Annotated in this window: 24 protein-coding genes and 1 riboswitch; of the genes, 18 read left to right on the top strand and 6 right to left on the bottom strand. The window is 62.7% G+C overall.

What is annotated here, in order from left to right:
• Nucleotides 1–11: 11 nt before the first annotated feature.
• The 3 genes from relA (at nt 12) to LOY70_RS22560 (ending at nt 3,787) form a co-directional block, all read left to right on the top strand.
• Nucleotides 12–2,258 (top strand): GTP diphosphokinase, encoded by a 2,247-nt coding sequence (gene relA, locus LOY70_RS22570; RefSeq protein WP_025215051.1) that lies wholly within the window; start codon nt 12–14, stop codon nt 2,256–2,258.
• A 129-nt stretch (nt 2,259–2,387) separates the two neighbouring features.
• Nucleotides 2,388–3,221: a nucleoside triphosphate pyrophosphohydrolase gene (gene mazG / locus LOY70_RS22565; protein WP_123415809.1), complete on the top strand. Its 834-nt coding sequence runs from the start codon at nt 2,388–2,390 to the stop codon at nt 3,219–3,221.
• A 26-nt stretch (nt 3,222–3,247) separates the two neighbouring features.
• Nucleotides 3,248–3,787 carry a DUF2058 domain-containing protein gene (locus LOY70_RS22560; RefSeq protein WP_207965666.1) on the top strand — a complete coding sequence of 180 codons (540 nt, stop codon included), beginning with the start codon at nt 3,248–3,250 and terminating at the stop codon, nt 3,785–3,787.
• Between the two features lie 139 nt (nt 3,788–3,926).
• On the opposite strand, the gene LOY70_RS22555 is transcribed toward LOY70_RS22560, so the two are convergent.
• From LOY70_RS22555 to purM, 4 genes are all read right to left on the bottom strand, one after another.
• Entirely contained in the window at nt 3,927–4,121 is a 195-nt protein-coding gene (locus tag LOY70_RS22555; RefSeq protein WP_025215049.1) for a hypothetical protein, read from the bottom strand.
• A gap of 287 nt (nt 4,122–4,408) precedes the next feature.
• Entirely contained in the window at nt 4,409–5,122 is a 714-nt protein-coding gene (locus LOY70_RS22550; protein WP_123346224.1) for a DUF3108 domain-containing protein, read from the bottom strand.
• 8 nt (nt 5,123–5,130) lie between these two features.
• Complete coding sequence (gene purN / locus LOY70_RS22545; protein WP_123346222.1) at nt 5,131–5,781, bottom strand: phosphoribosylglycinamide formyltransferase; 651 nt, start codon at nt 5,779–5,781, stop codon at nt 5,131–5,133.
• Entirely contained in the window at nt 5,781–6,839 is a 1,059-nt protein-coding gene (gene purM, locus LOY70_RS22540) for a phosphoribosylformylglycinamidine cyclo-ligase (RefSeq protein WP_265029383.1), read from the bottom strand. Before purM ends, purN begins: the two co-directional genes overlap by 1 nt.
• Before the next feature lie 364 nt (nt 6,840–7,203).
• On the opposite strand from purM, the gene LOY70_RS22535 reads away from it, so the two are divergent.
• From LOY70_RS22535 to LOY70_RS22515, 5 genes are all read left to right on the top strand, one after another.
• Nucleotides 7,204–8,262: a DUF2066 domain-containing protein gene (locus tag LOY70_RS22535; RefSeq protein ID WP_265029382.1), complete on the top strand. Its 1,059-nt coding sequence runs from the start codon at nt 7,204–7,206 to the stop codon at nt 8,260–8,262.
• A 33-nt stretch (nt 8,263–8,295) separates the two neighbouring features.
• The gene (locus tag LOY70_RS22530) at nt 8,296–9,369 is read left to right on the top strand and encodes an AI-2E family transporter (protein ID WP_265029381.1); all 1,074 of its coding nucleotides are present in this window, start codon (nt 8,296–8,298) and stop codon (nt 9,367–9,369) included.
• Nucleotides 9,370–9,538: 169 nt separating this feature from the next.
• Nucleotides 9,539–10,243, top strand: a complete 705-nt coding sequence (gene hda / locus LOY70_RS22525; RefSeq protein ID WP_003178999.1) for a DnaA regulatory inactivator Hda — start codon at nt 9,539–9,541, stop codon at nt 10,241–10,243.
• Between the two features lie 213 nt (nt 10,244–10,456).
• Nucleotides 10,457–11,083: a C40 family peptidase gene (locus LOY70_RS22520; protein WP_123346216.1), complete on the top strand. Its 627-nt coding sequence runs from the start codon at nt 10,457–10,459 to the stop codon at nt 11,081–11,083.
• Nucleotides 11,084–11,248: 165 nt separating this feature from the next.
• Nucleotides 11,249–11,785 (top strand): C40 family peptidase, encoded by a 537-nt coding sequence (locus LOY70_RS22515; RefSeq protein ID WP_123346214.1) that lies wholly within the window; start codon nt 11,249–11,251, stop codon nt 11,783–11,785.
• A gap of 181 nt (nt 11,786–11,966) precedes the next feature.
• Here the strand turns inward: LOY70_RS22515 and LOY70_RS22510 are convergent, their stop codons facing one another.
• Nucleotides 11,967–13,277 (bottom strand): PQQ-dependent sugar dehydrogenase, encoded by a 1,311-nt coding sequence (locus LOY70_RS22510; protein WP_265029380.1) that lies wholly within the window; start codon nt 13,275–13,277, stop codon nt 11,967–11,969.
• Between the two features lie 197 nt (nt 13,278–13,474).
• A complete protein-coding gene (locus LOY70_RS22505) occupies nt 13,475–14,059 on the bottom strand; it encodes a hypothetical protein (protein ID WP_265029379.1) in 585 nt (194 codons plus the stop codon).
• A gap of 158 nt (nt 14,060–14,217) precedes the next feature.
• Nucleotides 14,218–14,429, top strand: a riboswitch (cobalamin riboswitch).
• Nucleotides 14,430–14,509: 80 nt separating this feature from the next.
• On the opposite strand from LOY70_RS22505, the gene cobO reads away from it, so the two are divergent.
• From cobO to LOY70_RS22455, 10 genes are all read left to right on the top strand, one after another.
• Nucleotides 14,510–15,121, top strand: coding sequence for a cob(I)yrinic acid a,c-diamide adenosyltransferase (gene cobO / locus LOY70_RS22500; RefSeq protein ID WP_265029378.1), 612 nt, complete (start codon nt 14,510–14,512; stop codon nt 15,119–15,121).
• Nucleotides 15,122–15,132: 11 nt separating this feature from the next.
• A complete protein-coding gene (locus tag LOY70_RS22495) occupies nt 15,133–16,512 on the top strand; it encodes a cobyrinate a,c-diamide synthase (protein WP_265038151.1) in 1,380 nt (459 codons plus the stop codon).
• Nucleotides 16,509–17,159 (top strand): 5,6-dimethylbenzimidazole synthase, encoded by a 651-nt coding sequence (gene bluB / locus LOY70_RS22490; RefSeq protein ID WP_265029377.1) that lies wholly within the window; start codon nt 16,509–16,511, stop codon nt 17,157–17,159. The genes LOY70_RS22495 and bluB overlap by 4 nt, the downstream gene beginning before the upstream one ends.
• Entirely contained in the window at nt 17,156–18,064 is a 909-nt protein-coding gene (cbiB, locus tag LOY70_RS22485; protein ID WP_265029376.1) for an adenosylcobinamide-phosphate synthase CbiB, read from the top strand. Before bluB ends, cbiB begins: the two co-directional genes overlap by 4 nt.
• Nucleotides 18,057–19,049: a threonine-phosphate decarboxylase CobD gene (gene cobD / locus LOY70_RS22480; RefSeq protein ID WP_265029375.1), complete on the top strand. Its 993-nt coding sequence runs from the start codon at nt 18,057–18,059 to the stop codon at nt 19,047–19,049. The genes cbiB and cobD overlap by 8 nt, the downstream gene beginning before the upstream one ends.
• Entirely contained in the window at nt 19,046–20,497 is a 1,452-nt protein-coding gene (locus LOY70_RS22475; protein WP_265029374.1) for a cobyric acid synthase, read from the top strand. The genes cobD and LOY70_RS22475 overlap by 4 nt, the downstream gene beginning before the upstream one ends.
• A 132-nt stretch (nt 20,498–20,629) precedes the next feature.
• Nucleotides 20,630–21,151, top strand: coding sequence for a bifunctional adenosylcobinamide kinase/adenosylcobinamide-phosphate guanylyltransferase (gene cobU / locus LOY70_RS22470; RefSeq protein ID WP_265029373.1), 522 nt, complete (start codon nt 20,630–20,632; stop codon nt 21,149–21,151).
• Nucleotides 21,148–22,203, top strand: coding sequence for a nicotinate-nucleotide--dimethylbenzimidazole phosphoribosyltransferase (gene cobT, locus LOY70_RS22465; protein WP_265029372.1), 1,056 nt, complete (start codon nt 21,148–21,150; stop codon nt 22,201–22,203). The genes cobU and cobT overlap by 4 nt, the downstream gene beginning before the upstream one ends.
• The gene (gene cobC, locus LOY70_RS22460) at nt 22,200–22,775 is read left to right on the top strand and encodes an alpha-ribazole phosphatase family protein (RefSeq protein WP_265029371.1); all 576 of its coding nucleotides are present in this window, start codon (nt 22,200–22,202) and stop codon (nt 22,773–22,775) included. Before cobT ends, cobC begins: the two co-directional genes overlap by 4 nt.
• A gap of 2 nt (nt 22,776–22,777) precedes the next feature.
• Nucleotides 22,778–23,506 (top strand): adenosylcobinamide-GDP ribazoletransferase, encoded by a 729-nt coding sequence (locus LOY70_RS22455; protein ID WP_265029370.1) that lies wholly within the window; start codon nt 22,778–22,780, stop codon nt 23,504–23,506.
• Nucleotides 23,507–23,568: the final 62 nt, after the last annotated feature.

The raw sequence follows: 23,568 nt of genomic DNA, 5'->3' as shown, positions 1-23,568 counted from the left end.
GGTAAGTAAAGATGGTACAGGTGAGAGCACACCAGCCGATCAACACCGACGGCAGTATCAACCTCGAGGCTTGGCTCGATCATGCGGTCAGTGTCGACACGGCACTGGATCGCGAAGCCTTGAAGGAAGCCTGCGAGTTCGCTCGCGAGGCGGAACAACAACACAACGCGGCGAAAAACCTGTGGTCCGAAGGCACCTCGAGTTTCCAGACGGGCCTTGAGATCGCCGAGATCCTCGCCGACCTCAAGCTCGACCAGGATTCGCTGGTGGCCGCGGTGCTGTACCGGGGCGTGCGCGAAGGCCAGATCCAGCTACCGGTGGTCAGCCAGCGCTTCGGCACGGTGGTCGCCAAGCTGATCGACGGCGTGCTGCGCATGGCCGCCATCAGCGCCAGCCTCAGTCCGCGCCAATCCATGGTCCTGGGCACCCAGGGCCAGGTGGAAAACCTGCGCAAGATGCTGGTGGCCATGGTCGACGACGTGCGCGTCGCGCTGATCAAGCTGGCCGAACGAACCTGCGCGATCCGTGCGGTGAAAGGCGCCGATGACGAAAAGCGCAACCGCGTCGCCCGGGAAGTGTTCGATATTTATGCCCCCCTGGCCCACCGTCTTGGCATCGGTCACATCAAGTGGGAGCTGGAGGACCTGTCCTTCCGCTACCTGGAGCCCGATCAGTACAAGCAGATCGCCAAGCTGTTGCATGAGCGGCGCCTGGATCGCGAGCGCTTCATCACCGATGTGATGACCCAACTGCGGGAAGAATTACAGGCCACCGGCGTCGAAGCCGACATCAGTGGCCGGGCCAAGCACATCTATTCGATCTGGCGCAAAATGCAGCGCAAGGGCCTGGAGTTCAGCCAGATCTACGACGTTCGCGCCGTTCGCGTCCTGGTTCCGGAAATGCGCGATTGCTACACCGCGCTGGGGATCGTCCACACGTTGTGGCGGCACATTCCCAAGGAGTTCGACGACTACATCGCCAACCCCAAGGAAAATGGCTATCGCTCGCTGCACACGGCGGTGATCGGCCCGGAAGGCAAGGTGCTGGAAGTACAGATCCGTACCCACGCCATGCACGAGGAAGCCGAGCTGGGGGTCTGCGCCCACTGGAAATACAAGGGCACCGACGTCAAGTCCGGCTCCAATCATTACGAAGAGAAAATCTCCTGGTTGCGCCAGGTGCTGGAGTGGCACGAGGAACTGGGCGATATCGGTGGCCTGGCCGAACAGCTGCGGGTCGATATCGAGCCGGACCGGGTCTACATTTTCACCCCCGACGGCCACGCCATCGACCTGCCCAAGGGCGCGACGCCGCTGGACTTCGCCTACCGGGTCCACACCGAGATCGGCCACAACTGCCGTGGCGCCAAGATCAACGGGCGGATCGTGCCGCTCAACTACAGCCTGCAGACCGGGGAACAGGTCGAGATCATCACCAGCAAGCACGGCACGCCGAGCCGCGACTGGCTGAACCCGAACCTGGGCTACATCACCACGTCGCGGGCGCGGGCGAAAATCGTCCACTGGTTCAAGCTGCAGGCCCGCGACCAGAACGTCGCCGCCGGCAAGACCCTGCTCGAGCGCGAACTCAGTCGCCTGGGCCTGCCGCAGGTGGATTTCGACAAGCTGGCCGAAAAAGCCAACATGAAAACCGCCGAGGACATGTTCGCCGCCCTCGGTGCCGGCGATCTGCGCCTGGCGCAACTGGTCAACCTGGCCCAGCAACTGGTGGAGCCGGAACGCGGCAACGAGCAACTGGAACTGATCCCGCGCAAGGCCACCGGCTACAAGCCAGGCAAGCGCGGCGACATCCAGATCCAGGGCGTGGGCAACCTGATGACCCAGATGGCCGGCTGCTGCCAGCCGTTGCCGGGAGATGCGATCGTCGGCTACATCACCCAGGGCCGTGGCGTGAGCATTCACCGCCAGGACTGCGCCTCGGTGTTGCAACTGGCCGGGCGCGAACCGGAGCGGATCATCCAGGTCAGCTGGGGCCCGGTGCCGGTGCTCACCTACCCGGTGGACATCGTCATCCGCGCCTACGACCGCTCCGGCCTGCTGCGTGACGTGTCCCAGGTGTTGCTGAACGAGCGGATCAACGTGTTGGCGGTCAACACCCGCTCGAACAAGGAAGACAACACCGCGCTGATGTCCCTGACCATCGAGATTCCAGGGCTGGATGCGCTGGGGCGGTTGCTGGGGCGGATTTCCCAGTTGCCGAACATCATCGAGACCCGGCGTAACCGGACGCCGGGTTAAGCGCAGTCCAAACATGTGGGAGCGAGCTTGCTCGCGATAGCGGTCTATCAGTGACAGAGAGCGTGGCTGACACACCGCAATCGCGAGCAAGCTCGCTCCCACAGGGTTATTTTGTGATGAGATGGATTGATGTATAGCCTCGAAGACCTGCTCCACCTCATGAACCGCCTGCGGGACCCGCAGTACGGCTGCCCGTGGGACATCAAGCAAACCTACGCGACCATCGTCCCCCATACCCTGGAAGAGGCCTACGAAGTGGCCGATGCCATCGAGCGTGGCGATTTCGATCATTTGCAGGGCGAGTTGGGCGACCTGTTGTTCCAAGTGGTGTATTACAGCCAACTGGCCCGGGAGGAAAACCGCTTCGAATTCGCCGGCGTGGTCGACAGCATCACCCGCAAGCTGATCCGTCGCCATCCCCATGTGTTTCCTACCGGTGATCTTTACGCGCCGGTGGACATCCCGCGCCTGAGCGAAGAACAGGTCAAACACCGCTGGGAGGAAATCAAGGCAGAGGAGCGTGCTGAGAAGGCTTCGGCACCGGAGCAGTTATCGTTGCTCGACGATGTGCCAGCGGCCTTGCCTGCGTTGTCCCGTTCGGCGAAGTTGCAGAAGCGTGCGGGGCAGGTCGGTTTCGACTGGCCGGGCCCGTTGCCGGTGCTCGACAAGGTCCGGGAGGAGTTGGACGAAGTCCTCGAAGCCATGGCCGACAATGATCCGGTCGCCATCAGCGACGAGATCGGCGACCTGCTGTTCAGCGTGGTAAACCTGGCCCGGCACCTGAAAGTCGACCCGGAAACCGCCCTGCGTGGCGCCAACGGGAAATTCGAACGACGCTTCCGATTTATCGAACAGGCATTGCGCGACACCCACCGTCCCATGGAAGATTGCACCCTCGAAGAGTTGGACGCCTTGTGGGGCGAAGCCAAACGTCAGGAAAAGAATTTGCCCAGCTGTGGCTGAGGCCGTTGCCTAAGTGAGTAAGCATCATGAGCCTTTCCCTTCGCGACCAGTTGCTCAAAGCAGGGCTGGTCAACCAAAAGCAGGCCAAACAGGTCGGCAAAGAGAAACAGAAGCAGCAGCGCCTGGCCCACAAAGGCCAGATCGAACTGGACGACTCCCAGCAGCGCGCGGCCCAGGAGGCCATGGCCGAGAAGGTCAAGCGCGACCAGGAACTCAACCGTCAGCAGCAGGAAAAGATCGAGCAGAAAGCCCGGGCCGCGCAGATCAAGCAATTGATTGAAGTCTCGCGCCTGCCGAAGCTGACCACTGAGGATTACTACAACTTCGTCGACGACAAGAAGGTCAAGCGCATCTCGGTCAACACGCTGATGCGCAACAAGCTGAGCAGTGGCTCGCTGGCGATCGTCCACCATGCCGGCGGTTATGAAGTGATCCCGCGCGAGGCGGCCTTGAAGATTCAGGAACGCGATCCCAAGCGCATCGTCCAGCTCAACACCCAGACCGAAGAGGTGGATGCTGATGATCCGTATGCGGCGTATCAGATTCCGGATGATTTGATGTGGTAAGAGCGGCGCAATGCCGTTGAGCTGAAACACAAAACCTGTGGGAGCAGCTTGCTCGCGATGGCGTCATATCAGTCAATGTCTCTGTCGCTGATATACCGTTATCGCGAGCAAGCTCGCTCCCACAGGTGTTTTTTGTTGTTCAGGATTCTGCCATTTCACGCGAGCGCAGCCGTTCCTCGCGCTCCAGCTCAGCCTTGTAGCTATGAGCATCCGTCTCCGAGTGGAACATGCCCACCAGCAGATCCTGTTGATGCACATCCCAGATTCGGATACCGGCGGCAATGCCTTCGTGGGACATGTGGGCGTCGTCGCGTTCAGTTACTTTCACAGTCATCTTGCAAGCTCTCCAATCTCTGTTATCTGCAGCAAGGCGTGTGCAGGCCTTTGTTATAGATTTTGATAGCGTGCTAAGTAAACGCCTGGACCCGTTAAGAAGTTTTCATGAAAGTCGCAACAATCCTCCAGGCCCGGCGGTGCGCGGCATTCGGTCGCAGGCGTTATTCATGAAGAAGATTTCATGTTGCAGTGGTGGTCCTCCATGAGCACAGGGGATTAGGCATTCATGAAAACGAGGGCAAGAAAAAGCCCCGCAGGTGCGGGGCTTCTTGATATCAGTGTCGATCAGCTGCCTTTCACAGGCTTGCCGTTGACCGTGCCGTCCAGGAGCATGATGTTGTACTCCTTGCCGTCAGTCTCGACCTGTTGCAGGCGCACCAGCAGATAATCCCAGTCCTTGGCGAACCAGAGCACGGTGATGCGCTTGCTTTGTGTCGGGTCGCGCACGCGCTCGACCTTGATTGCCTCGATCTGGCCGGCCTTGGTGTCGACCTTTTCCGAGCCCAGCACGCGGAAGTCATAGGTATCGATTTCGCCATCATCGACGACCTGATAGCTCATGCTTTTCTTGCCGGCCGCCACGTCGTGCTGCAGGGCCAGTTGATAAGTGGATTTATCGACCATGCCACGGTTGAGCGGCAGCTTGACCGCGTCACCGCGATCGGTACCGGTGACCATCTTGGTGTTCCAGTCGAAGTCCAGGTCGGCCTTCTTGGCCTTGCCCAGGCCACCGCGTTCGAAGTGGTAGGACTGTGGCAGCAAAGTGTCCTTGTCCAGGGTCAGGGTGCTTTCTTCGGTCAGGCTGGCGATCATCATCGAAGCCTTGAAGCTCAGCTTCCAGGTGCCATTGGCTTCCTTGGTCAGGCTGCGCTCGGCGGTACCGCTCATGGGCAACTGTTTCCAGTCGGCGGTGTAGCTGGCGGAGAACGGTTGAAGTTCCGAAGCCTGTGCCAAGGGCAAGGCAAGCAGAGCGCAAGCGAAGAGCAGGGCGCGACGCATAAAATCTCCTAGTATCGAATCAAATGGCCGCTGGCGGCGAGTAACTGGCCGTCCAGTGAGGCTCCGCGATCGTCGAGGGTCAGCCGTCCTTCGGCAAACCAACGCACGGCCATCGGGTAGATCTGGTGCTCGCGGGCGTGAACCCGTTGCGCCAGGCTGTGCGGCGTGTCGTGCAACTCTACCGGTATTACTGCCTGTACGACCAGTGGTCCGCCATCGAGTTCCTCGGTGACAAAGTGCACCGAGCAGCCGTGCTCCGTGTCTCCGGCTTCCAGGGCCCGCTGGTGAGTGTGTAACCCTTTGTATTTGGGCAGCAGCGAGGGGTGGATATTGAACAGGCGACCCTGGTAGTGACGCACGAAGCCGGCGCTGAGGATGCGCATGAAGCCGGCCAGTACCACCAGTTGCGGGTTGAAGGTATCGATCTGTTCCATCAGCGCGGCGTCGAAGGCTTCGCGGCCATCGAACGCCTTGTGATCCAGGACGCGGGTGTCGATACCCGCCTCCCGGGCGCGTTGCAGGCCGTAGGCATCGGCGCGGTTGGAAATCACCGCGCGGATACGGACCGGGCTGTCGCCGGTCCGCGTACTGTCGATCAAGGCCTGCAAGTTACTGCCGGTGCCGGACAGCAGCACCACCACGTCACAGGTCGCGGACATCAGTGGGCCTTAAGGTTTTTCAGCTCGACCTGGGCAGCACCTTCGGCGGCGGTGGCGATCTGGCCGATGACCCAAGGCTGCTCGCCGGCTTCACGCAATACGTTCAGGGCGCTCTCGACGTGCTCCTGGGCCACGCAAATCACCATGCCCACGCCGCAGTTCAGCACGCGGTGCATTTCGGTTTCATCGACGTTGCCTTTCTCTTGCAGCCAGTCGAACACCGCTGGACGGGTCCAGCTCGCCACGTCGACCACGGCCTGGGCGCCTTTTGGCAGCACGCGCGGGATGTTGTCCAGCAGGCCACCACCGGTGATGTGGGCCATGGCCTTGACGGCGCCGGTGTCCTTGATCAGCTTGAGCAGCGGCTTGACGTAGATGCGAGTCGGGGCCATCAGCAGGTCGGCCAGTGGCTTGCCGTCGAGCTGGGTGTTTTCGATCTCGGCACCGGAGACTTCGATGATCTTGCGGATCAGCGAGTAGCCGTTGGAGTGCGGGCCGGAGGACGGCAGGGCGAGCAGGGCATCGCCGGCGGCGACTTTCGAACCGTCGATGATCTCGGCTTTCTCTACCACGCCGACGCAGAAACCGGCCAGGTCGTAGTCTTCGCCTTCGTACATGCCGGGCATTTCAGCGGTTTCACCGCCGACCAACGAGCAGCCGGCCAATTCACAGCCGGCGCCGATGCCGGTCACGACCTGGGCGGCGGTGTCGACGTTCAGTTTGCCGGTGGCGTAGTAGTCGAGGAAGAACAGCGGCTCGGCACCGCAGACCACCAGGTCGTTCACGCACATGGCCACCAGGTCGATGCCGATGCTGTCGTGCTTGTTCAGGTTCAGTGCCAGGCGCAGCTTGGTGCCGACGCCGTCGGTGCCCGAGACCAGCACCGGTTGCTTGTAGCCGGCCGGGATCTCGCAGAGGGCGCCGAAACCGCCCAGGCCGCCCATGACTTCCGGACGCGCAGTGCGCTTGGCGACGCTCTTGATGCGTTCGACCAATGCTTCACCGGCGTCGATGTCTACACCGGCGTCCTTGTAGCTCAGGGAGGGTTGCTTGCTCATGATCCAGGCCTTTAGGGGGGATTTCTGGGTAACGACCGACGCCGGGGCCATTGAATAACCGTTGTACGAATTATTCCGGGAGCCCAGCCATTGCCGGTCTGCGAAGGCGCGCGATTTTATCAGGCTTGAGGGGCAGCGGCCATCCTCGCGCCGACGGGCAGGGACATATCCACGGAAAAAAACCGATATTTCTTATATTGGTACTGCGTAGCGCGTCTGTATAAGGTGTAGCGGTAACCGGCTATGGTGATGACAGTGCGAAACTTCCATCGGGCGTGTGAATGTTTTGCCGGGTGTTGTGGTCACAGCCATGCTCAATCTTCTTCACACGGCCTGTTCCAGCCGTTATGTCCGGGAATTTTCCATGCGTTTGTTCAAATTCTTGTCTGTGGGCTGCCTGTCGCTGATCAGCCTGGCGAGCCATGCCGAAACCCTCAATGGCCTGTATCAAGTGCTCGAGCCGGTCAGCAACCAATCCCCGGAAGAGCGCAACCAGGCAACTTTGCGCGCGCTGGACACGCTGGTGCTGCGCCTGACCGGTGACGCCAAGGCCGCCCAGAATCCGGGCCTGGCGGCGATCCGCAAGGATCCGCAACAGATCATTCTTCAATATGGCTATGATGCCGGCCCTCCAGAAAGCCTCAAGGTGGACTTCGATCCGGCGAGCTCCGATCGGGCCTTGCGTTCGGCGGGGTTGTCGTTGTGGGGCGCGAACCGGCCATCGATCCTGGGGTGGTGGCTGAACGACTCGACCGAGGGCTCCAGCCTGGTGGGTGATGGCCAGGCCAGCGCCGCGCCACTGCGGCGTGCCGCCCAGCACCGGGGGTTGCCGTTGCACCTGCCGCTGGCGGATTTGAGCGAGCAGATCGTCGCCACCGCGCCGAACCTGGAAGGCAACGACCCGGCGCCTTTGCGTGATGCCTCGGAGCGATACGCGACGGACGCCTTGCTGGCGGTTCATGCCAAGGAAGAGGGCGGGCAGTGGCATGGGACCTGGCGCCTGTGGTTGGGCGACCAGCGCGAGCAGGGCACCGCCCAAGGCGCCGATCCTGCCGCCCTGGCCGATGCGGTGATGTTGGCGGTGAGTCAACGGCTGGCGCCGCGTTTCGTCGCCAAGCCGGGCGTGGCCACCGAACAATTGCTGGAAGTGCAGGGCATGAATCTGGAGCGTTATGCGGCCCTTGGGCGTTTGCTCGAACCGTTTGGTGGGCAGTTGCAGCGGGTTGAAGGCGACCGGATCGTCTATCGGGTCAACGGCAGCGCCGAGCAACTGAAAGCGCAGCTGGCCCTGGCGAAGTTGCAGGAAGTGCCTGCCGGTGAGCCTGTTGCGCCAGAAGCTGCGCCTCAGCCAGCCGCCGACGGCTCGGTTCCGGTCGCCGCGCCAACGCCTGCGCCGGCGGCCAATCTGCGGTTCCGTTGGTAGGTTTTCTTTCTTTATATAGCTAGGGAGTGGTTCATGGGCGATACGCGGCGTTGGTTCTGGTTGGGTGGGGTCGCCCTGCTGATTGCGCTTATCTATTTGCTGCATCCGATCCTCACGCCGTTCCTGGTTGCGCTGTTGTTGGCCTATCTGTTCGATCCGGTGGTGGATCGCCTGGAAAAACTCGGCCTGTCGCGAACCTGGGGTGTGGTGGCGGTGTTTGCGCTGTTCACGCTGATTGTGAGCGCCCTGTTGCTGGTGCTGATACCGATGCTCGCCAAACAACTGGTGCGCCTCTACGAGTTGGCGCCGCAGATGCTCGATTGGTTGCAGCACAGCGCGGTGCCGTGGGTGCAGTCGAAGCTGGGGTTGGCGGACGGTTTCTGGAAGTTCGACAAGGTCAAGGCGGCCATCAGCGAGCACATGGGCCAGACCACCGACATCGTTGGCGTGGTGTTGAGCCAGGCCACGGCCTCGGGCCTGGCGTTGATCGGTTGGCTGGCGAACCTGGTGCTGATTCCGGTGGTGGCCTTTTATCTGCTGCGGGATTGGGACTTGATGATGGCCAAGATCCGCAGCCTGCTGCCGCGTCACCGCGAAGAACGCATCATGACCCTGACCGGCGAATGCCACGAAGTGCTGGGGGCATTCGTGCGCGGGCAGTTGCTGGTGATGGTGGCGCTGGGTTTCATCTACGCGGCTGGCTTGATGCTCGTGGGGCTGGAGTTGGGGCTGTTGATCGGCCTGATCGCCGGCCTGGCGGCCATCGTGCCGTACATGGGGTTTGTGATTGGTATCGGCGCGGCGTTGATCGCCGGGTTGTTCCAGTTCGGCGGCGACTTGTACCCGATGATCGGCATCGTGGCGGTGTTCATGGTCGGGCAGGCCCTGGAGGGCATGGTGCTGACGCCGCTGTTGGTGGGCGACCGGATTGGCCTGCATCCCGTGGCGGTGATCTTTGCGATCCTGGCCGGTGGCGAGTTGTTCGGTTTCACCGGGATCCTGCTGGCGCTGCCGGTGGCGGCGGTGATCATGGTGCTGGTGCGGCATATGCACGATCTGTACAAGGATTCGGACATTTACAGCGGCGCCGAAGACCCTGATCTGTAGGGTGAATGACCGGCGGGGTGTCAGGGAAACTGACGCTCCGCGCCCTTGTCGCTGCAAACCTTTGATTTTGCTCGTGGTCCGGCGCATTGTGCGGTCCGTGTCACGGGTATAAACTTTGCGAACTTTACACAGAGGCCACTAACGGTTCCTTTGGAACTGTTCAGTCAGCATGAAACCGATTCAGCTGCCCCTAGGTGTGCGTCTGCGTGATGACGCCACCTTTATCAATTACTACCCAGGCGCCAATGCCGCTGCACTCGGCTATGTCGAGCGGCTCTGCGAAGCCGACGCCGGCTGGACTGAAAGCCTGATTTATCTGTGGGGCAAGGACGGAGTGGGGCGCACGCACCTGTTGCAGGCGGCGTGCCTGCGGTTCGAGCAGTTGGGCGAACCGGCCGTCTATCTGCCGCTGGCTGAATTGCTGGATCGCGGCGTTGAAATCCTCGACAACCTTGAGCAGTACGAACTGGTCTGCCTGGACGACCTCCAGGCGGTGGCCGGCAAGGCCGATTGGGAAGAAGCGCTGTTTCATCTGTTCAATCGGTTGCGCGACAGCGGCCGGCGGTTGCTGATCGCCGCCTCGACGTCGCCGCGAGAGCTGCCGGTGAAGCTGGCGGACCTCAAGTCCCGTCTCACCCTGGCGCTGATTTTCCAGATGCGGCCACTTTCCGACGAAGACAAACTCCGCGCCTTGCAGCTGCGTGCTTCCCGACGTGGCCTGCACCTGACCGACGAAGTCGGGCATTTCATCCTTACCCGTGGTACCCGCAGCATGAGCGCGCTGTTCGAATTGCTCGAACGCCTCGACCAGGCCTCCCTTCAGGCCCAGCGCAAGCTGACTATTCCTTTTTTGAAAGAAACTTTAGGCTGGTAGAACTGTCGCCAGATGATGGCTTAAAGCCTCTTTCGGGCGCGGTGAACCCCCGGTTTTGCTGGGCTGCAGGGCTGCAACCCGCCCAGGCTGGGCTTAAGCGCTTAGATGTAAAGGTGAAACCGAGAAGTCACATTTGCATCGATTGAATTTGCAAATGAGGTTGATAGAAGGCATAGTCTCGCCATCTTTACTACTTCAGCCACGGTCGTGCCCATGCTAAATCGCTTCGCACCCCTCGTGCCTCTCGCACTCGTTACCCTGTTGTTCGGTTGCGCTGCCCACTCCCCAGTGTCCCAGCAAGCACCACAACCACAGGTCAAGAACTCCGTTACCGCCCAGTCTTCCTCCGTTGCGTTCCAGGAAGAAATGGCCTCCGACAAAGAGCTGGCAGCTTTCGCCGGCAGCAAGCCTTATCAGCTTCCGGTGCTGGCCGACAGCATTCTGGAGCGTGGTATGTCGTTGATCGGTACCCGCTACCGTTTTGGCGGTACCTCTGAAGCCGGCTTCGATTGCAGCGGTTTCATCGGCTATCTGTTCCGCGAGGAGGCCGGCATGAACCTGCCGCGTTCCACGCGCGAAATGATCAACGTGAACGCTCCGCTGGTTGCGCGCAACCAACTGGAACCTGGTGACCTGCTGTTCTTCAGCACCAACGGTCGTCGCGGTCGTGTCAGTCACGCCGGTATCTACCTGGGTGACAACCAGTTCATTCATTCCAGCAGCCGCCGCAGCGGTGGCGTGCGAATCGACAGCCTGGGCGACAGCTACTGGAACAAGACTTTCATCGAAGCCAAGCGCGCCCTCGCCATGGCACCGACTGTGGTCACTGCCCGCAAGTAAGCACACAGTTTGTAAGGCAAACTTAAAGTCTTACTTGAAGTTTGCCACATAGCCGCTAGAATCCTTGATCATTGATTGATGGCAATCCGCCTGCGTATTACGCAGGCGGATTTGTTTTCATGCCCACGGCAGAAAAGCCGCATCCAGATCAGGATTGTTCTGCATATGTCGACGTCGGCCCGCCTCGCTCTCATGTTCCTTGCCGCGCTGCTCAGCGCCTGCGCCAGCCGTACCCCGCCGCCAGCACCTGTGGTTCGGGCCCCGGTGGTCTTTGCCCCTTCGCAACCCTTTTCCCCGGCCGCCGAAGACGTCCTGTTCCGGGCGCTGGGCCTGGTGGGGACGCCATATCGCTGGGGCGGCAACACGCCGGATTCAGGTTTCGATTGCAGTGGCCTGATTGGCTATGTCTACCGCGATGCCGCCGGCATATCCCTGCCGCGTTCTACCCGCGAGATGATCGGCATGCGCGCCCCGGATGTCGGTAAGGAAGCCTTGCAGAGCGGTGACTTGATTTTCTTCGCCACTAACGGCGGCTCCCAAGTTAGCCATGCCGGGATCTATGTAGGCGAGGGCCGTTTCGTCCATGCGCCGGCCACCGGTGGCACGGTCAAGCTCGACAGCCTGTCCAAGGCCTATTGGCAGAAGGCTTACCTGGGCGCCAAGCGGGTGCTGCAGCCGGAACATCTGGCGCGTAATCCCTGATGCGAAGGTTCAGGCCCGCGCAAATCTGTGGCGAGGGGATTTATCCCCGTTGGGCTGCGCAGCAGCCCTAAAGCCTGAAATCCCTAGTTTTCAGGCCGATCGCATCCAAACCGCTATCTTAGGGGCTGCTTCGCAGCCCAGCGGGGATAAATCCCCTCGCCACAAGAGAGTGTGACCAGCACTATCTGGCAGACACCCGCCAAATCTTGTTCCCCACATCATCAGCCACCAACAACCCACCCTGTTTATCGATCACCACGCCCACCGGCCGGCCCAGGGCTTTTTCGTCGGCGTTCAGGAAGCCGGTGAGCACATCCACGGGTTGTCCCACCGGTTTGCCGCCGGTGAACGGTACAAAAATTACCTTATAACCACTGTGGGGCTTACGGTTCCAGGAGCCGTGCTGCCCGACGAAAGCTCCTTCGGTAAACGGCGCGGGCAAGCGGCTGCCTTCGGCGAAGGTCAGGCCCAGCGAGGCGGTGTGAGGGCCGACAGCGTAGTCCGGGGCGATGGCCTTGGCCACCAGGGCCGGGTTCTGCGGCTCGACCCGGACATCGACGTGCTGCCCGTAGTAGCTGTAGGGCCAGCCATAGAACGCGCCGTCCTTGACCGAAGTAATGTAGTCCGGCACCAGGTCGCTGCCGATCTCATCCCGTTCGTTCACTGCCGTCCATAGGGCGCCGCTGCGGGGTTCCCAGGCCAGGCCGTTGGGGTTGCGCAGGCCCGAGGCAAAGATACGGTGGCTACCGCTGGCGCGGTCCACTTCCCAGATGGCGGCGCGGCCCTCTTCGGCCTCCATGCCGTTTTCCGCGACGTTGCTGTTCGAGCCAGTGGTGACGTACAGCTTGCTGCCGTCGCGGCTGGCAATCACGTTCTTGGTCCAGTGATGGTTGAGCGTGCCGCCCGGCAAGTTGACGACCTTGGTTGGCTGCGCCTTGATCTGCGTGTCACCGTCCTTGTACGGGAAGCGGATCAGTCGGTCGGTGTCGGCCACATACAGGTCATTGCCCACCAAAGTCATGCCGAACGGTGAATTGAGATTTTCCAGGAACACCGTACGGGTTTCGGCGATGCCGTCGTGATTGGCGTCGCGCAACAGCGTGATGCGATTGGGGCTGGGCACGCCGGCACCGGCGCGGCCCATGACCTTTTTCATCACCCAGCCACGAATGCCCTTGCCATCGTCCGGCTTGGGCGGGGCGTTGGTTTCGGCCACCAGCACATCGCCGTTGGGCAACACGTAGAGCCAGCGCGGGTGATCCAGCCCTTCGGCGAACGCGCCCACCTGCAGGCCCTGGGCCGGGGTGGGCTTGGTGCCGTCCGGCCAGCCGATTGCTTCGGCGATGTTGACGGTAGGGACCAGGGTCTTGTTCGGTTCAGGCAGTTTCGGTGCAGGTCCGGTGCCGTCGGACACTTGCAGCGTGGAAGACTCGCCACAAGCGACAAGCCCGGCGGCAAGGGCGACGATCAGAAGGTGTGGTGGCTTGAGCATGCTGGCTTCCCTATGAGTGCATGTAGTTACTCATAGAGAAGCGTAGACGCGCGATGGTTCAACTGCGGGTAGGCCAGTCTGCCAGGCAAAACCTTGTGGGAGCGAGCTTGCTCGCGATGGCGGCGTGACAGTCAAGATTGATGTTGCCAGGTGCACCGCTCTCGCGAGCAAGCTCGCTCCCACAGTTCTTGAATGAGTCAGCCGTGGGTCTGTTTGAACAGCACGGCGATGCCGGGGTGATAGAAGCCGGCTTCATTACGCAACTTGCGGTAGGCGTAAGGAAAATACCAGGCCACGGCGCAGGTATTTTCCTTCTGCAGGTCGTCGATCATGTCCTGCAGTTCTTCGGGCGTAGCGCTCTGCTGGGCTTTTTGCGGCGAGACGAACAGGCAGCCCAGCTTCAGGTCGCTGGCGTAGCTGATGCGCTTGGCATCGCTGGTGGCTTCCGACAGCGGTTGGGTCAGGTTCAGGTTGTTGACCTTGGGCCAGCGTTGGGTGGCCTGGATGAAGGCGCGCTCCTCGGTACTGGCGATAAGCAGATCGGCGCAGACGTTGCGTTCGCCTTCTTCGTTCTGCTTGCGGGTCGGCGCGTTCTGCAGCGTGACCATCTCGGCCATCCAGGCGGCCGCCGACAGCAAGCTGAGGTTGGCTCGTTCATCGAACCAGTAAGGCGTGTCGTTATCTCCGCGCACGGCGTTGTAGCGGTCGATACAGTCAAACCAACGTTCCAGCACCGGGCGCAGGAACTCCAGTTTTGGATTGCTGATGATCATGCCTTGCATGTCTTGCCCTCTTGTTCTTGTGATATCGGGGTGTAATGTCGCTTTGATATCACTTCCCGTAGCGTGACACAAGATTGACGTCATTCCATTGATCCCGGCCAATAACCAGTGCTGGGCCCGTGGCGGCTTTAATTGACGCTCCACCCCCAACCCTCTAACCTTCGCCGCTTGTTTCAGGTGCTCTGTGACTTGAGTTCGACAGAGTGAAACAGGGAAGCCGGTGAGTGCACACGAACCCGGCGCTGCCCCCGCAACGGTAAATGAGTCAAGGTTGCCTACAGGCCACTGTGTCCATGGACATGGGAAGGCGCGCAACCCGGCATCGCGCCGCTCATGAGCCCGGAGACCGGCCTGATTCAACCAACGGCATCACGGTGGGCGATGCCAGGCTTGCTGCCGTCTTTTTTTGTGCCCCGCCCGCCGTTATCCAATCCCAACGGAGAGCTCCCCATGACCGACACCCCTGATCGCGACGAACGCCACTTGGCGCGCATGCTGCGCAAGAAAGCCGTGATCGACGAGCGCATCGCCAACTCGCCGAACGAGTGTGGCTTGCTGCTGGTGCTGACCGGCAACGGCAAGGGCAAGAGCAGCTCGGCGTTCGGTATGCTCGCCCGGGCCATGGGGCATGGCATGCAATGCGGCGTGGTGCAATTCATCAAGGGCCGCAACAGCACCGGCGAAGAATTGTTTTTCCGCCGCTTTCCGGAACAGGTGCGCTTTCACGTCATGGGCGAAGGCTTCACCTGGGAAACCCAGGACCGCCAGCGCGACATCGCCGCCGCCGAAGCCGCCTGGGCGGTATCGCGCCAATTACTCAGCGATCCCTCCATTGGCCTGGTGGTGCTCGATGAACTCAACATCGCCCTCAAGCACGGCTATCTCGACCTCGATCAGGTCCTCAGCGATCTGCAAGCACGCCCGCCGATGCAACACGTGGTGGTGACCGGTCGCGGCGCCAAGCCGGAAATGATCGAGCTGGCCGACACCGTCACCGAGATGGGCATGATCAAGCACGCGTTCCAGGCCGGTATCAAGGCGCAGAAAGGCGTCGAACTGTGAGCGACGCCGTCATGTCGTGCCGCCACTGCCCAGCGGTGTTGATCGCCGCCCCGGCCTCGGGGCAAGGCAAGACCACCGTTACCGCCGCCCTGGCCCGCTTGCATCGCAACCAGGGGCGCAAGGTGCGCGTCTTCAAGTGCGGCCCGGACTTCCTCGATCCGATGATCCTCGAGCGTGCCAGCGGCGCGCCGGTCTATCAGTTGGACATGTGGATGGTTGGCGAGCAGGAAAGTCGTCGGTTGTTGTGGGAAGCCGCCGCCGAAGCGGACCTGATCCTGATCGAAGGAGTGATGGGGTTGTTCGACGGCACTCCGTCCAGCGCTGACCTGGCCCGGCATTTTGGCGTGCCAGTGCTGGCGGTGATCGATGGCACGGCCATGGCCCAGACCTTCGGCGCCCTGGCCCTGGGCTTGGCGCGTTATCAGCCGGACTTGCCGTTCGCTGGCGTATTGGCTAACCGGGTAGGCACCTTGCGCCACGCGCAGTTGCTCGAAGGCAGCCTGACCGAAGGCCTGCGTTGGTATGGCGCGCTGTCCCGGGAAACCGGCATTGAATTACCCAGTCGCCACCTCGGGCTGGTCCAGGCCAGCGAGTTGAACGACCTCGACCTGCGCCTCGATGCGGCGGCCGAGGCCCTGGCTGGCAGTTGCGAAGTGGCACTGCCGCCAGCGGTCGAATTCGCCGCGCCCGAGGTGATCAATCCGCCGCCATGGCTCGACGGTGTGCGCATCGCCGTGGCTCGGGACGAAGCGTTTGCCTTCACCTATGGCGCGAGCCTGGATCTGCTGCGGGCCATGGGCGCGCAGTTGAGCTTTTTTTCGCCAATCCATGACACTGCGCTGCCCGAAGCGGACAGTCTTTACCTGCCCGGCGGTTATCCGGAGCTGCACCACGTAGCGCTGGCCCGGAACGCGCCGATGCTGGCGGCGATCCGAGCTCACCATGCAGCCGGTAAACCGTTGCTGGCCGAATGCGGTGGCATGCTGTATCTGCTGGATTCGTTGACCGACGTCGAGGGCACCCGCGCCGAACTGCTGGGCTTGCTGGCCGGTGAGGCGCAGATGCAAAAGCGCTTGGCGGCCCTGGCCCTGCAAGCGGTGGATTTGCCGGAAGGCACCCTGCGTGGGCACACCTATCATCATTCGCTGACCAGCACCGAGGTTGAGCCGATTGCCCGTGGCCATAGCCCTAATGGCGGACGCGGTGCGGAGGCGGTTTTCCGGCAAGGGCGAATGACGGCTTCTTATGTGCACTTTTATTTTCCGTCTAATCCCAGGGCGATTGCCGCGCTGTTTGCGCCTGATCTTGAGGCCGCCTTCGCGAGCAGGCTCGCTCCCACATTTGATCACCTAAACCCTGTGGGAGCGGGCTTGCTCGCGAAAAGACCATGACCGACAACGCCTTCCCCCAGGCCGAACGCGATGCGGTCTACCGCGCCATCGCCGAGCGCCGTGACATGCGCCACTTCAGCGGCGGCACGGTGGAACCGGCCTTGCTGCGCCGGCTGCTGGAAGCCGCGCACCAGGCACCCAGCGTGGGCCTGATGCAACCCTGGCGGTTTATCCGCATCAGCGATCGCGCCTTGCGCGGGAATATCCAGCAGTTGGTGGAAGAAGAACGCATCCGCACCGCCGAGGCCCTTGGCGAGCGCAGCGATGAATTCATGACGCTCAAGGTCGAAGGCATCAATGACTGCGCCGAAGTGCTGGTGGCGGCGTTGATGGAGGATCGCGAGCGGCACATCTTCGGCCGTCGGACCTTGCCGGAAATGGACCTGGCCTCACTGTCCTGCGCGATCCAGAACCTGTGGCTGGCCGCTCGCGTTGAAGGGCTGGGGATGGGCTGGGTGTCATTGTTCGAGCCCCAGGCCCTGGCCGATCTGCTGGGTCTACCCGCCAGTGCCAAGCCGCTGGCGATACTCTGCCTGGGCCCGGTCGAGGGGTTTTACCCGGCGCCGATGCTCGCCCTGGAAGGTTGGGCGCAGCCGCGTTCGCTGAATGAATTGCTCTATGAAAATCATTGGGGAGTGAGTCCATGAGCGTGGCGTTGCTCAGTGTCGCCGCAGTGGCACTGGATGCGCTGCTGGGCGAGCCCCGGCGCTGGCATCCGCTGGTGGCGTTCGGCGGTTTTGCCGAGCGGATCGAACAACGCTTCAACTCCGGTGGGCGCGGCTGGCGCAGCCATGGGGTGACGGCGTGGATCATCGTTGTACTGCCGCTGACCCTGCTGGCCACGGCCCTGTCTTGGGCGCCCATGGTTGGCTGGCTGGTGGATATCCTCGCGCTGTACTGCGCCCTCGGCCTGCGCAGCCTCGGGGAACATGTCGAGCCGGTGGCGCGGGCGCTGCGCAGTGGCGATCTGGACGAAGCGCGCCTGCGTGTCGGCTACCTGGTCAGCCGCGAGACTCGGGAACTCGACGAAACCGCCGTGGCCCGCGCCGCCACCGAGTCGGTGCTGGAGAACGGCAGCGATGCGGTGTTCGCCGCGCTGTTCTGGTTCGCCGTGGCCGGTGCGCCCGGTGTGGTGTTGTACCGCCTGAGCAATACCCTCGACGCCATGTGGGGCTATCGCAACGAGCGCTTCGAGCGCTTCGGCTGGGCGGCGGCAAGGATCGATGATGTGCTCAACTACATTCCCGCGCGCCTGGTGGCGTTGACCTACGCACTGCTCGGCAAGACCCGCCTGGCGCTCAAATGCTGGCGCACCCAGGGTCCGACCTGGGACAGCCCCAATGCCGGACCGGTCATGGCCGCCGGTGCCGGTGCGCTGGGCGTCGAGTTGGGCGGGGCGGCGGTTTATCACGGCGAATTGCACCAGCGTCCAGCCCTGGGCGAAGGCGTGCCAGCGAGCGCGGACTCCATTGATCGCGGCTGGCAATTGGTCCAGCGCGGCGTATGGTTATGGCTGCTGATTCTCTGCCTGGGAGCTGAGTTTTATGCTTGAGCACGGTGGACGCCTGCGTAACGCGGCCCGGCAATACGGGATCGCCGAGGGTGACTGGCTCGATTTGTCCAGCGGCCTCGCGCCCTGGCCGTTCGACGTCCCAGCGATTCCACTGCGGGCCTGGGCACGCCTGCCGGAAACCGATGACGGTTTGGAACAGGCCGCCTGCGACTATTACGGTGCGTTGGATGTGCTGCCGGTGGCCGGTTCGCAAATGGCCATCCAACTGTTGCCGCGCCTGCGTCGGGTCGGCAAGGTCGGCGTCTTGTCGCCGTGTTACGCCGAGCACGCCGAAGCCTGGCGCCGCGCCGGCTACATCGTGCGTGAAGTGCTGGAAGCGGAAGTGGATTTCTTCCTCGACAGCCTTGATGTGCTGGTGGTGGTCAACCCGAACAACCCCACGGGCCTGAGCCTGGATCCCGAGTGCTTGCTGGATTGGCACGCGCGCCTGGCTCAGCGCGGTGGCTGGCTGGTGGTGGATGAGGCGTTCATGGACATCACGCCGCACCTGAGCCTGGCGGCGCACGCCCATCAGGTCGGGCTGATCGTGCTGCGTTCGTTCGGCAAGTTCTTTGGCCTGGCCGGGGTGCGCCTGGGGTTTGTCTTGGCCGAGCGCCACCTGCTCAAGTTGCTTGCAGAGCAGGTCGGGCCATGGGCCGTCAGCGGACCGACCCGGGTGGTGGGCGAGGCGTGCCTGTTGGACACCGCTGCCCATGTCCGCCAGCGACAACGCTGCGAAGCCACCAGCCAACGCCTCGCGCTGATGCTCGAACGCCATGGCTTCACGCCCCAGGGTGGCTGCGGCTTGTTCCAATGGTTGGTCACCGAGCATGCCGTGGGCCTTCACGATTTCATGGCCCATCGCGGCATTCTCTTGCGGCTGTTCGTGAACACCAGCAGCCTGCGCTTCGGACTTCCGGCCGATGACGCCGAGTTCTTGCGTCTTGAACAGGCTTTCGAGGCCTACACCAAGGACATTCAATGACCACAGTGATGGTGCAGGGCACCACGTCCGATGCCGGCAAAAGTACCCTGGTCACCGCGTTGTGCCGCTGGGTCCGACGCCAGGGTGTCAGCGTGGCGCCGTTCAAGCCGCAGAACATGGCGCTCAACAGCGCCGTGACCGCTGACGGCGGCGAAATCGGCCGCGCCCAGGCGGTGCAGGCCCAGGCCGCCGGCCTCGAACCGCATACCGACATGAACCCGGTGCTGCTCAAGCCCAACAGCGACACGGGCGCCCAGGTGATCATCCAGGGGCGCGCCGTCACCACCATGAACGCCGTGGCCTATCACGATTACAAAGCCATCGCGATGCAAGCGGTGCTGGCTTCCCATGCCCGCTTGAGTGCGGCGTATCCGGTGGTGATGGTGGAGGGCGCGGGCTCGCCGGCGGAGATCAATCTGCGTGCCGGTGACATCGCCAACATGGGCTTTGCCGAGGCGGTGGACTGCCCGGTGCTGCTGATCGCCGATATCAATCGCGGCGGGGTCTTTGCCCATCTCGTCGGCACCCTGGAGCTGCTTTCGCCCAGCGAGCAGGCGCGGGTCAAGGGTTTCATCATCAATCGTTTTCGCGGCGACATCGCCTTGCTGCAACCGGGCCTGGATTGGCTGGAGGCGCGCACCGGCAAACCGGTGGTGGGCGTGTTGCCCTACGTGATGGACCTGCACCTGGAAGCCGAGGATGGCCTCGACCAGCGCCAGGCTGCCAAGGCCGAACAGGTGCTCAAGGTAGTGGTGCCGGTGTTGCCGCGCATCAGCAACCACACCGATTTCGATCCGCTGCGCCTGCATCCGCAGGTCGACCTGCAATTCATCGGCCCTGGCCAAGCCATCCCGCCGGCCGACCTGATCATCCTGCCCGGTTCGAAAAGCGTGCGCAGCGACCTGGCCTACCTGCGCACCAACGGCTGGGAAAGCGCCCTCCAACGGCACCTGCGCTACGGTGGCAAGCTGCTGGGCATCTGCGGCGGTTTGCAGATGCTCGGCCAGCACGTCCACGACCCGCTGGGGCTGGAAGGCGCGGCGGGCTCCAGCGCCGGGTTGGGCCTGCTGGCCTTTGAAACGACGCTGGAACACGAGAAACAACTGCGCAATGTCCGTGGGCGATTGGCTTTGGAAGAGGCTGAAGTCAGCGGTTATGAGATTCATGCGGGCGTGACCTCCGGCCCGGCCCTGGAACACGCGGCGGTGTACCTGGAAGACGGCCGTTGCGACGGTGCGCAAAGTCTTGATGGACAGATATTCGGCACCTATCTGCACGGGCTGTTCGAGTCTCCACAAGCCAGCAGTGCGTTGTTGCGTTGGGCCGGGTTGCAGGATGTGCAGGCGGTGGATTACCACGGCTTGCGCGAGCGGGACATCGAGCGGTTGGCGGATCTGGTGGAGCGGCATTTGGATACTGGGGTGTTGCGTGAACTCTGTGGGATTTGAGTGGCTATACCGGCCTCATCGCGAGCAAGCTCGCTCCCACAGTTGATCGACTGTGTACATAAATCCCCCTGTGGGAGCGAGCTTGCTCGCGATGGCGCCAGTCGCCACACCGCCAAATAAAGGTAATGACTCATGCTACAACTGATCCTCGGCGGCGCCCGCTCCGGCAAAAGCCGCCTGGCGGAAAAGCTCGCGGTCGAAACAGGCTTGCCAGTGACCTACATCGCCACCAGCCAATCCCTGGACGGTGAGATGAACGCACGAATCGCCCAGCACCGCGCCCGTCGTCCAGACGAATGGGCGCTGGTGGAAGAACCCTTGGCCCTGGCCCGGGTGCTGCGGGAAAACGCTGCCCCCGGACAATGCCTGCTGGTGGATTGCCTGACCCTGTGGCTGACCAACCTGCTGATGCTCGACGACTCCGAGCGGTTGAACGCAGAACGCGATGCACTGCTGGACTGCCTCGCCGCGCTGCCCGGGGAGATCATTTTTGTCAGCAACGAGACCGGAATGGGTGTCGTGCCGCTGGGCGAGTTGACTCGCCGTTATGTCGATGAAGCCGGTTGGCTGCATCAAGCCTTGGCCGAACGGTGTCAGCGCGTCGTGCTGACCGTCGCCGGCCTGCCCCTGACTCTCAAAGGTACTGCGTTATGAATCACCGTTGGTGGCTGGACCCGTGCAAGCCCCTCGATACCCAGGCCCTGGAACAGGCCGCGGCCCGTCAGCAACAACTGACCAAGCCGGCCGGCTCCCTGGGGCGGCTGGAGTCGGTGGCGGTGCAACTGGCGGGGCTGCAAGGGCAGGTCAAGCCGAGCCTGGATCACGTATGGATCGCGATTTTCGCTGGCGATCATGGCGTGGTGGCGGAGGGCGTATCGGCCTTTCCCCAGGAAGTGACCGGGCAGATGCTGCTCAACTTCGTCAGCGGCGGCGCGGCCATCAGCGTCCTGGCGCGGCAACTGGGTGCATCTCTGGAAGTGGTGGACCTGGGCACTGTGACGCCTGCGCTGGACCTGCCTGGCGTGCGGCATCTGCGCATCGGCCCCGGCACGGCGAATTTCGTTCACGGCCCGGCGATGACCGTGGCCCAGGGCGAGCAGGCCCTGCAAGCCGGCCGCGAGAGCATGCTGCGTGCTGTCGCGGCCGGGACGCACTTGTTCATCGGCGGCGAGATGGGCATCGGCAACACCACGGCGGCCAGCGCCCTGGCCTGTGCCTTGCTCGAATGCCCGGTGGCGCATCTGGTTGGCCCGGGCACCGGCCTGGACGCAGCGGGTGTCAGCCACAAGGCCCAAGTGATCGAACGGGCCCTGGCGCTGCACGCAGCCCAACGCAACGACCCGTTGCAGGCCCTGTTCAACCTCGGCGGTTTTGAAATCGCCGCGTTGGCCGGCGCTTACCTGGCCTGTGCCCAGCAGGGCGTCGCCGTGCTGGTGGACGGATTTATCTGCAGCGTTGCGGCCCTGGTGGCGGTGCGCCTCAATCCTGAATGCCGGCCATGGTTGCTGTTCGGCCATCGCGGCGCCGAGCCGGGCCATCGCCACGTGCTCGAAACCCTCGGCGCCGAACCGCTGCTGGAGCTCGGCCTGCGCCTGGGCGAGGGCAGTGGCGCGGCGCTGGCGGTGCCGCTGTTGCGCCTGGCCTGTGACCTTCACGGGCAAATGGCGACGTTTGCCGAAGCCGCCGTGGCGGATCGCCCGGCATGACCTTGCGCCTGGACCTGCTGCGTCACGGCGAAACCGAGCTGGGCGGCGGATTGCGCGGCAGCCTCGACGACGCCTTGACCGCCAAGGGCTGGGAACAGATGCACGCGGCTGTCATGAAGGGCGGGCCCTGGGATCGTCTGGTGAGTTCGCCGTTGCAGCGTTGTGCGCGTTTCGCCGAGCAACTTGGCGCCCGACTCGGCGTGCCGGTGCATTTGGACAAGGATCTGCAAGAGCTGCATTTCGGCGCTTGGGAAGGCCGCAGCGCGGCGGCGTTGATGGAGACTGACGCTGAAGCGCTGGGGCGGTTCTGGGCCGATCCTTACCGCTTTACCCCACCCGATGGCGAGCCGGTGCTGGAATTTTCCGGACGCGTTCTGACGGCGGTCGAGCGCCTGCATACTGCTTATGCAGGCCAGCGCGTGTTACTGGTCAGCCATGGCGGTGTGATGCGCTTGTTGCTGGCCCAGGCCCGGGGGCTGCCGCGGGAGCAGTTGCTCAATGTCGAAGTCGGCCATGGCGCGTTGTTTTCCCTGCGCGTGGCGTCCGGTCCAGTGCTGGAAGAGGCGGTTTGACCATGTTGCCGTTCTGGATCGCCCTGCAATTTCTCAGCAGCCTGCCGGTTCGCCTCCCGGGCATGCCCGAGCCTGAGCAACTGGGTCGTTCGCTGTTGTTCTATCCAATGGTGGGACTGCTGTTCGGTGGCTTGCTGTGGCTGCTCAATGCCGTGCTGCTCGGCGCGCCGCCGCTGCTGCACGCCGCGCTGTTGCTGACGGCGTGGGTGTTGCTCAGTGGCGGTCTGCACCTCGATGGCCTGGCCGACAGCGCCGATGCCTGGTTGGGTGGATTCGGCGACCGCGACCGCACACTGTTGATCATGAAGGATCCACGCAGCGGGCCAATCGCCGTGATCACCTTGGTGTTGGTGCTGTTGCTCAAATTCGCCGCGCTGCTGGCACTGATCGAGCAAGGGCAGACCTTGGTGTTGCTCATCGTCCCAGTGTTGGGGCGCGGCGCGTTGCTTGGGCTGTTCCTGACCACGCCTTACGTGCGTGCGGGTGGCTTGGGTCAGGCCCTCGCTGATCACTTGCCTCGGCGGGCGGGTTGGCAGGTGCTGCTGGCCTGTGCGTTGGGCTGTGTGCTGGTGGCGGGTTGGGCGGGGGTATGGATGCTGGTGGTGACAGCCTCGGTATTTATTTGGCTGCGACAGATGATGCTGCGTCGGCTGGGGGGCTGCACCGGGGATACGGCTGGGGCTTTGCTGGAGCTGCTGGAAATGGTGGTGTTGGTGGCGGTATTGATCTGAAATTGAACGCCTGCCTTGTGTTAGTTTTTTATATAAATTTGCATTCCCTTAATCGCGGGTAT

This window comes from Pseudomonas sp. B21-054, assembly GCF_026016345.1.
Classification (GTDB): Bacteria; Pseudomonadota; Gammaproteobacteria; order Pseudomonadales; family Pseudomonadaceae; genus Aquipseudomonas.
This window is presented reverse-complemented; position numbering and strand designations above follow the sequence as displayed.